The sequence below is a fragment of the Mesopusillimonas faecipullorum genome, from assembly GCF_020539505.1.
Taxonomy (GTDB): domain Bacteria; phylum Pseudomonadota; class Gammaproteobacteria; order Burkholderiales; family Burkholderiaceae_B; genus Mesopusillimonas; species Mesopusillimonas faecipullorum.
Map to the genome: position 1 here is coordinate 1 of NZ_JACDXW010000023.1, position 1,315 is coordinate 1,315.

General features: G+C 64.5%; 1 protein-coding gene. It reads left to right on the forward strand.

Annotated features, from left to right (window positions below):
* Positions 1 to 1,315: type IV conjugative transfer system coupling protein TraD (gene traD, locus H0484_RS15020; protein ID WP_226955441.1), on the forward strand; the 1,315-nt coding region annotated here is incomplete at both ends.

The following is a 1,315-nucleotide window of genomic DNA, read 5'->3' on the forward strand; positions in this document are numbered from 1 at the left end:
TGATGACCAGCAAGGACGTGCCGGTCAGCCAGCAGCGTCTGTTCGTCGGGCGGGGGTTTCTGTGGGAGCAGAAACACACCCATAGGCTGATGCAGACGTACCGACCGGAATTTCGCCGCTACGTCGAACCAACGCCGGCTTACCGGCTGGCGCGCAGGCTGGAGGAACGGCTGGAGTTCGCGCCGTTCCCGCTATCCCGGCTGCCTGCGCTCACGGGCTGGGATGTGCCTTTCAACCCGGTGCGCCCGCTGCCGCCTGTGGGCGGCCTGCCGCGCCTGCACGGCATCGAACCCGATGAGGTGGACGTCAGCCTGCCGCTGGGTGAGCGCGTCGGGCATTCGCTGGTGCTGGGCACCACGCGCGTGGGCAAGACGCGGTTGGCCGAGTTGTTCGTGACCCAGGACATCCGGCGCAAGAACGCCGACGGCGAGCACGAGGTCGTCATCGTCATCGACCCCAAGGGCGACGCCGATCTTTTGAAACGGGTGTACGTCGAGGCCAAGCGTGCGGGCCGCGATGGCGAGTTCTATGTCTTCCATTTGGGCTGGCCGGACATTTCCGCGCGCTACAACGCCGTGGGCCGCTTTGGGCGCATCAGCGAGGTGGCCACCCGTGTTGCAGGACAACTCTCCGGCGAAGGCAACAGCGCGGCATTTCGCGAGTTTGCGTGGCGCTTCGTCAACATCATCGCCCGCGCCCTGGTGGAACTGGGGCAGCGCCCGGACTACATGCTGATCCAGCGCCATGTGATCAACATTGACGCGCTGTTCATCGAATATGCCCAGCACTACTTCGCCAAGACCGAGCCCAAGGCATGGGAGGTGATCGTCCAGATTGAGGCCAAGCTCAACGAGAAGAACATCCCGCGCAACATGATCGGGCGCGAAAAGCGCGTGGTGGCGCTGGAGCAGTACCTCTCGCAGGCGCGCAACTACGACCCGGTGCTCGACGGCCTGCGCTCGGCAGTGCGCTACGACAAGACCTACTTCGACAAGATCGTCGCATCGCTGCTGCCGCTGCTGGAGAAGCTCACCAGCGGCAAGATCGCCCAGCTTCTGGCCCCGAACTACTCCGACCTGGCCGACCCGCGTCCGATCTTCGATTGGATGCAGGTGATCAGAAAGCGCGCCGTGGTCTATGTCGGCCTGGATGCGCTGTCCGACGCCGAAGTCGCCGCAGCGGTCGGCAATTCCATGTTCTCCGACTTGGTTTCGGTCGCCGGCCACATCTACAAGCACGGGATCGACGACGGCCTGCCGGGCGCATCGGCTGGCTCGCGCGTGCCGATCAACGTCCATGCCGATGAGTTCAACGA